We start from the raw sequence: 7,225 nt of genomic DNA, 5'->3' as shown, positions 1-7,225 counted from the left end.
TTTAAAAACCTCTCAAAACATCAATAAAATCAATGCTTTTTCGATTGTCACATTCAATTTTCGGGGGATGGCTAATTTAATCATAACCTTAACCCGATGTTCGTTTTGACTTGATTTCTTCAATTTTTGCCCTGACTTAAAGGATGCATTTTAGAAATTTTCATTACTTCCTTCGGTATCGAGGCAATTAATGTAGATTTTAGTGTCAAATAAGCACTAAATAATCAAAATGCACAACAGGTATAACCCTAAAATAATAACCCATGTTGTCAACCAAAACACTAAGCACCATTTGTCTCATATCCATGCTGTCTTTAGGATCATGCAAAAATATGAATCCGGGTACACAAGAAACCACGGAATACCCATCGACTGAAAATAAAATACCGACACCCGCCGATAATAGTCAAAACGCATTAGATTGGGATGGTATTTATAAAGGTACGCTGCCTTGTGCCGACTGCGAAGGCATTGCCACAGTCCTAATTTTAAACAAAAATGGAAGCTATACGCACAAAACAAAATACATGGGGAAAGGCGATGATGCTGTTGAAAATACGGGAAAGTTTAGCTGGAATACCGCAGGCTCGGAAATTCAATTACTGGGCTATGAGAGTGTAAATACGCAATTTAAGGTGGGCGAAAATCAATTATTTATGTTAGATCAAGATGGCCAAAGTATTGTAGGCGATTTGGCCGACCAGTATGTACTTAGAAAAGAAGATACCACTATTACTGAAAAATATTGGAAATTAGTTGAATTAAACGGAAAAACCATAGAAACCAAAGAAGGGCAACGCGAAGCTTTTTTAATTTTAAAAACGGAAAACGACCGAGTTCATGGGAATGGCGGTTGTAATACGTTTAATGGAAGTTACGAACTAAAAGACGAGTACAACATTAGTTTTTCCAAAATGGCAACCACCCTAATGGCCTGTGAAGATTTAGATACCGAACAACAGTTTTTAACTGTATTAGAAACAGCAGATAATTACCATGCCACCGAAACTACGCTTTCACTATTCAAAGCAAAAATGGCACCTTTGGCGAAATTTGAAGTCGAATATTTTAGGTAAGGTCTTGTAATGCTATGGAAATGGCATTGTACTAAGGGCAGTTTTGTAGGCCGTTTTAGAAATACAAGGTCTTACCAGTGCTAAAGGGGTAGTTAAGGTACCTTAGATAATGTGTTTTGATGGTGAATGCTAGAAATCAACCTCTAGATATGCATTCCACTTCCTTGTGATGGCGGGGAGTTTCTGATATTTTACCTTGGTTAGTAGACCAATGAGCCAGAATATTTATTTCAAATGCCAACGGTAAAAAAGCTAAAACATAAATCAAAAATTGTAATTTTGACCCCATGGATTTTTCATCTAAATTATTGGAAAGCGCAGTCTATGAAATGTCCCAGTTGCCCGGTATAGGAAAACGTACGGCACTGCGATTGGTTTTACATCTCTTAAAGCAACCGCCTTCCCAAACAACGCATCTTGCACAAAGTTTGGAACAATTGCGCTCAGAAATTAAATTTTGCACCAATTGTTTTAATATTTCTGATGTCGCCATTTGTGAGATTTGTGCCAATCCAAAAAGGGATGAAACTTTGGTTTGTGTGGTGGAGGACATTCGAGATGTAATGGCTATAGAAAATACAGGGCAATTTCGAGGCTTATACCATGTATTAGGAGGCAAAATATCGCCAATGGAGGGTATTGGCCCTCATAATTTAACCATAGAACCCTTGGTGAGGAAGGTAAAAGAAGGCAAGATAAAGGAACTTATTTTTGCGCTCAGTTCCACGATGGAGGGCGATACCACAAATTTTTATATTTTTAAGAAATTAGAAGGGATACAACTCATAACATCAACCATAGCCCGAGGAATTGCGGTAGGCGACGAGTTAGAATTTGCCGATGAAATAACCCTAGGAAGGAGTATCGTAAACAGAATACCGTTTGAAAACTCCTTGAAAATTTCCTAGTCTTACTGCCGCAAATGCACAAAGTGTAAAAACGAGACGTATTTTATATTATTTTTGCAAAATATTAGGCTTTAATCGCATATAAAATAGTAAAATGTCAAAATTTGAATTGAAATTACCGCAAATGGGGGAGAGTGTGGCCGAAGCAACCTTAACCTCATGGTTAAAGGAGGTAGGCGATACAGTAGCCATGGACGAAGCTGTTTTTGAAATAGCCACTGATAAAGTAGATTCTGAGGTGCCTAGTGAGGTAGAGGGTGTTTTAATTCAAAAACTTTTTAACCCGGATGATATCATAAAAGTAGGGCAAACCGTGGCCATTATAGAAACGGAAAAGGCGGTACTTTCAGAACCCGCCGCACCTTCCGAAACTGAAGCAGAAACGGTAACCCAAGCAGTAGCTTCGGTTAAAGCGATAGAAGACAGTGTGGTTGCTGCTAAAGAAACGGTACGCGTGGCAGTTTCGGAGTATCATACTTCAGACCGATTTTATTCTCCTTTAGTGAAAAATATTGCGAAGCAAGAAGGTATTTCCGTTGCCGAATTAGATACCATTCCCGGCAGTGGAAGCGAGGGAAGACTCACCAAAAGTGATATTTTAGCGTATGTAGAACAGAAAAAAGGGCAAACAGACGCAACTGTGGTTACGCAGCCTAAACATCAGGAAAAGGAGGCATTGAACACCAAGGAAATAAAAGCATCGCTTCCCGAAAATAGCTCGGATACCAAGACCTCAAGTTTGGTGGGAGAAGAAGTAATCCCCATGTCGCGAATGGGAAAACTGATAGCGCAACATATGGTAGATAGTGTTTCTACCTCTGCTCATGTGCAGAGTTTTGTAGAAGTAGATGTCACTAATGTGGTGCAATGGCGAAATAAGGTGAAAGACCTTTTTGAAAAACGAGAAGGCGAAAAACTAACCTTTACGCCCATTTTTATGGAAGCCGTCGCAAAAGCGATTAAGAAATATCCCATGATCAACATTTCGGTACAAGGGGATACCGTCATCAAGAAAAAAAACATCAATATAGGTATGGCTGCTGCATTGCCCGATGGAAATTTAATTGTGCCGGTAATTAAGAATGCCGATCAGTTAAATTTAGTGGGAATGTCTAAGGCGGTAAACGATTTGGCCAAAAGGGCGCGTACTAATGCCTTAAAACCCGACGAAGTTAAAGATGGCACCTATACCGTTACGAATGTAGGTTCTTTTGGTAGTGTCTTTGGAACGCCGATAATAAACCAACCCCAAGTAGGTATTCTGGCTTTGGGTGCCATTCGAAAGGTACCGGCGGTTATTGAAACCCCAGAGGGCGATTTTATTGGTATTCGAAGCAAAATGTTTCTTTCCCACAGTTACGACCATCGGGTGGTTAATGGTGCCTTGGGAGGTATGTTTGTAAAATCGGTTGCAGATTATTTAGAGGCATGGGACATCGATAGAGAGATTTAGTCTTTCATAGGCAATTCTTTTTTGACATTAGGGGCGATTAATTTTCTGAAAAGGATCTAAAAACTATATTTGCAGAAATACCACATACGATGCAACTACAGCTAACAAAACCGATTTGTTTTTTTGATTTGGAAACTACAGGAACCAATGTCGCCAAAGACAGAATTGTTGAAATTTCCATGCTAAAAATTTACCCAAACGGTAATAAGGAAAGTAAGACGTGGTTGGTAAATCCGGAAATGGAAATCCCGGAACAGGTGGTGGCCATACACGGCATTTCAAACGAAAAGGTGGCGCACGAACCCACTTTTAAACAGGTATCCAAGGAAATTTATAAAATGATACAGGATAGCGATTTGGGCGGTTTCAATTCGGATCGATTTGATATTCCCTTATTGGCCGAAGAAATGCTTAGGGCTGGGGTCGATTTCGACATGAAAAACACCGTTTCCGTAGATGTCCAAACCATTTTTCATAAAATGGAAAAACGGACATTAGAAGCCGCATATAAATTTTATTGTAACAAGGAGCTGGCTAATGCTCATAGTGCGGCGGCAGATACTAAAGCCACTTACGAAGTCCTTTTGGCTCAATTGGTTAAATATCCGGAGTTGGAAAACAATATAAAAAAGTTGGCCGAATTTTCTACACACAGGACTTTTGCAGATTTTGCCGGCTTTATTGCATTTGATGAGGATGGTAATGAAGTCTTCGCTTTTGGGAAGCACAAAGGTAAAAAAGTACATGAGGTGCTAGAAAGCGAACCGGGCTATTTTGGGTGGATTTTAAATGCCGATTTTCCGCTGTACACCAAAAAAGTATTAACCCAAATAAAGTTGAATAAACTCAATACCAAGCTTAACTAAGTAGTATAGTAAACCATGAAAATTATCTGTATTGGTAGAAATTATGTAGATCATATTGCAGAATTGGCCAATGAAAGACCTTCAGATCCTGTAGTTTTTATTAAACCGGATTCTGCGGTATTGCCCAAGGAACAAGATTTTTATATTCCCGATTTTTCGGATGACGTGCACCATGAAGTGGAAGTATTGGTGAAAATCAATAAAGTTGGGAAACATATAGCTCAGGAATTTGCTCATTCCTATTACGATGAAATTGGCTTAGGGATCGATTTTACGGCACGCGATCTTCAAACCAAATTAAAGGAAAAAGGATTGCCCTGGGAAAAGGCCAAAGGTTTTGATGGTGCTGCTGTAATTGGCACATGGATTCCGAAAAGTCAGATTCAGGACATCAACAACCTCAATTTTTCATTGGTGAAAAACGGGACCATAGTACAAAAAGGGAACACAAGTCACATGCTCTGGAAAATTGATGAATTGGTGGCCTATGTATCTACATTTTTTACGCTTAAAAAAGGGGATATTCTATTTACAGGAACACCTGCCGGAGTTGGTAAAATAATGGCAAATGATTATCTTACGGGCTTCTTGGAAAATGAGACGATGTTTTCGGTAAAAATTAAATAATGATATACAGTTTAGATAAGTTGAACGAAATGGCGGAAGGGGATGAAGACTTCATCAATTCTGTAGTAGCCGTTTTTCTGGAGGAAGTACCTCAGGATTTAAGTGAATTGGAAAAAGCATTGAACGAACGCAATTATGAGCAGGTGTATAAGTTGGCGCACAAAATAAAACCCAACGTAGATTTACTGGGTATGGAGCAGACCCGGGATATGGCCTTACAAATTGAAACCTTAGGTAAGGGCAAAGCCAACACTGCAGAAATCGCTAGGATCTTCCCATTACTTAAAAAGGATATACAGCAAGTGGTGGCTCAATTAAAACAAGATTTTCAGTTTTAAGGATGCTGGCAGAAATTATTACGATTGGTGATGAGATTCTCATAGGCCAAATTACCGATACCAATTCTGTGTTTATGGCCAAGGAATTGAACAAGATTGGGATATCGGTGTATCAAATTACCTCAGTACAGGATGATAGTGCCCACATCTTGCAGGCTATGAAAGAAGCCGAATCCAGAGTAGATCTTGTCATTATGACCGGAGGATTGGGCCCAACCAAAGACGACATCACCAAACATACGCTCTGTACCTATTTCGGAGATCACTTAATAGAAAATACGAACGTGCTTTTGCACGTAGAGCAACTATTTAAAAAATACATTCGAGTTCCTATTTCGGAAATCAATAGAAAACAGGCATTGGTGCCGTCCAAATCCATTGTATTGCACAATGCTTTTGGTACCGCTCCGGGCATGTGGCTCAATGGCGGTAAGTCTGTTTTTGTCTCACTACCCGGCGTACCTTACGAAATGGAGTATTTAATGCGGGAAGAGGTTATCCCAAGAATTGTGCGTACATTTCAACGACCACACATACTGCACCGTACCCTTGTTACCTATGGCATGGGTGAAAGCAGTATCGCCGAACGCTTGGTTCAGTTAGAGGAGGATCTGCCTGCCTTCATAAAGCTGGCCTACCTACCTAATGTAGGAAAAGTGCGGTTGCGGCTTACTGCAAAAGGCACGGATTTACGAGTGTTAACTCAATCTTTGGAGGCAGCATCTAATACGCTTGCCACGCTGGTAGATGATATTCTTTACGGAACGGAGGACGAGGAAACTATTGAAGCTTCCGTGGCCAAGTGTATGATTGGCAAAGCAATTACGCTGGCGACCGCCGAAAGTTGTACGGGCGGAAAGTTAGCTGAGATGATTACCGCATTGCCCGGTGCTTCCAAGTATTTCAACGGTACAGTGGTAAGTTATGCCACGCAAGCTAAAGTAGATGTCTTGCAGGTACCGCAAAAACTCATAGACCAATTTTCTGTGGTAAGTGCCGAGGTGGCCGAGGCCATGGCAGAAAACGTAAAGAAGCTTTTTAAATCGGATTTTGCCATAGCCACAACAGGGAATGCAGGACCGTCCAAGGGCGATGCAACGGCCGATGTAGGTACTGTGTTTATTGCTATTGCCACTCCCGTTACAGTTTTTTCGGAACAATTTTCAATGGGGAACCATAGGGAAAGGGTGATACAAAAGACGGCTAATAAGGCGTTTGAACTGCTTCAAAAAGAAATTTTAAAATTCTGAAAAAGAATTTTGTGCGTCCCATAAAAATGACATAAATTTGCAGCCTGTTTAAAAATCACACAAAAAAGAATAGAAATGTCAAGAGTTTGTGAACTTACGGGAAAGAAAGGTATGGTAGGAAACAATGTTTCCTTTTCTATCAATAAAACCAAGAGACGATTTGAGGTAAATCTTTCCAAAAAAAGGTTCTACATACCGGAAGAAGATCGTTGGATTACCTTAAAGGTATCTACAAAAGCTTTAAAGAGCATCAATAAAAAAGGCATTTCTCAGGTATTAAAAGAAGCTAAAACAAAAGGATTAATTTAGTTTTCCTTACTCATTAGAATAAAATCATGGCAAAGAAGGGTAATAGAATTCAGGTAATATTAGAATGCACCGAGCATAAGGCATCGGGCATGCCGGGAACATCCCGATATATTACAACCAAGAATAAGAAGAATACTCCGGACAGGATGGAAATTAAAAAATTTAATCGTGTCCTAAATAAGGTTACAGTTCATAAAGAAATTAAATAGGAAATCATGGCGAAGAAGACGGTAGCAAGTTTACAAACAAGTTCCAAAAGATTAACCAAGGTGATAAAAATGGTAAAATCTACAAAATCTGGTGCATATACATTTACTGAAGCCGTTATGGCACCGGAAATGGTAAATGAATGGTTGAAAAAATAACAATCAAAATAAAATAAGGTTTAGGCCACTTTC

At 39.6% G+C, this 7,225-nt stretch carries 10 protein-coding genes; all 10 read left to right on the top strand.

Annotated elements, in window-relative coordinates; translation table 11 throughout:
- The first annotated feature begins 263 nt into the window (after positions 1 to 263).
- Entirely contained in the window at positions 264 to 1,076 is an 813-nt protein-coding gene (locus U1E44_RS09090; protein WP_322930757.1) for a copper resistance protein NlpE N-terminal domain-containing protein, read from the top strand.
- Between the two features lie 287 nt (positions 1,077 to 1,363).
- On the top strand, positions 1,364 to 1,984 hold the full coding sequence (recR, locus tag U1E44_RS09085) for a recombination mediator RecR (protein WP_322930756.1): 621 nt from the start codon (positions 1,364 to 1,366) through the stop codon (positions 1,982 to 1,984).
- Positions 1,985 to 2,078: 94 nt separating this feature from the next.
- Positions 2,079 to 3,437, top strand: coding sequence for a dihydrolipoamide acetyltransferase family protein (locus U1E44_RS09080; RefSeq protein WP_322930755.1), 1,359 nt, complete (start codon positions 2,079 to 2,081; stop codon positions 3,435 to 3,437).
- A gap of 89 nt (positions 3,438 to 3,526) precedes the next feature.
- Positions 3,527 to 4,303, top strand: a complete 777-nt coding sequence (locus U1E44_RS09075; protein WP_322930754.1) for a 3'-5' exonuclease — start codon at positions 3,527 to 3,529, stop codon at positions 4,301 to 4,303.
- 15 nt (positions 4,304 to 4,318) lie between these two features.
- Complete coding sequence (locus tag U1E44_RS09070; RefSeq protein WP_322930753.1) at positions 4,319 to 4,930, top strand: fumarylacetoacetate hydrolase family protein; 612 nt, start codon at positions 4,319 to 4,321, stop codon at positions 4,928 to 4,930.
- Positions 4,930 to 5,268 (top strand): Hpt domain-containing protein, encoded by a 339-nt coding sequence (locus U1E44_RS09065; RefSeq protein WP_322930752.1) that lies wholly within the window; start codon positions 4,930 to 4,932, stop codon positions 5,266 to 5,268. Before U1E44_RS09070 ends, U1E44_RS09065 begins: the two co-directional genes overlap by 1 nt.
- Positions 5,269 to 5,270: 2 nt before the next feature.
- A complete protein-coding gene (locus U1E44_RS09060) occupies positions 5,271 to 6,518 on the top strand; it encodes a competence/damage-inducible protein A (protein ID WP_322930751.1) in 1,248 nt (415 codons plus the stop codon).
- 75 nt (positions 6,519 to 6,593) lie between these two features.
- Complete coding sequence (rpmB, locus tag U1E44_RS09055; protein ID WP_322930750.1) at positions 6,594 to 6,827, top strand: 50S ribosomal protein L28; 234 nt, start codon at positions 6,594 to 6,596, stop codon at positions 6,825 to 6,827.
- A gap of 26 nt (positions 6,828 to 6,853) precedes the next feature.
- Entirely contained in the window at positions 6,854 to 7,036 is a 183-nt protein-coding gene (gene rpmG / locus U1E44_RS09050) for a 50S ribosomal protein L33 (protein ID WP_322930749.1), read from the top strand.
- A 6-nt stretch (positions 7,037 to 7,042) separates the two neighbouring features.
- Positions 7,043 to 7,192 (top strand): DUF4295 domain-containing protein, encoded by a 150-nt coding sequence (locus U1E44_RS09045; RefSeq protein ID WP_322930748.1) that lies wholly within the window; start codon positions 7,043 to 7,045, stop codon positions 7,190 to 7,192.
- Positions 7,193 to 7,225 lie beyond the last annotated feature (33 nt).

Origin of the sequence: Aurantibrevibacter litoralis, from assembly GCF_034651555.1 — a bacterium.
Lineage (GTDB): Bacteria > Bacteroidota > Bacteroidia > Flavobacteriales > Flavobacteriaceae > Aurantibrevibacter > Aurantibrevibacter litoralis.
The sequence above is the reverse complement of the archived record's forward strand: the minus strand, read 5'-3'. Positions and strand labels throughout refer to the sequence as shown.

Coding starts and splice junctions, on each gene's coding strand:
- U1E44_RS09090 (WP_322930757.1), top strand. CDS start 264: ATGTTGTCAACCAAAACACTAAGCACCATTTGTCTCATATCCATGCTG.
- recR (WP_322930756.1), top strand. CDS start 1,364: ATGGATTTTTCATCTAAATTATTGGAAAGCGCAGTCTATGAAATGTCC.
- U1E44_RS09080 (WP_322930755.1), top strand. CDS start 2,079: ATGTCAAAATTTGAATTGAAATTACCGCAAATGGGGGAGAGTGTGGCC.
- U1E44_RS09075 (WP_322930754.1), top strand. CDS start 3,527: ATGCAACTACAGCTAACAAAACCGATTTGTTTTTTTGATTTGGAAACT.
- U1E44_RS09070 (WP_322930753.1), top strand. CDS start 4,319: ATGAAAATTATCTGTATTGGTAGAAATTATGTAGATCATATTGCAGAA.
- U1E44_RS09065 (WP_322930752.1), top strand. CDS start 4,930: ATGATATACAGTTTAGATAAGTTGAACGAAATGGCGGAAGGGGATGAA.
- U1E44_RS09060 (WP_322930751.1), top strand. CDS start 5,271: ATGCTGGCAGAAATTATTACGATTGGTGATGAGATTCTCATAGGCCAA.
- rpmB (WP_322930750.1), top strand. CDS start 6,594: ATGTCAAGAGTTTGTGAACTTACGGGAAAGAAAGGTATGGTAGGAAAC.
- rpmG (WP_322930749.1), top strand. CDS start 6,854: ATGGCAAAGAAGGGTAATAGAATTCAGGTAATATTAGAATGCACCGAG.
- U1E44_RS09045 (WP_322930748.1), top strand. CDS start 7,043: ATGGCGAAGAAGACGGTAGCAAGTTTACAAACAAGTTCCAAAAGATTA.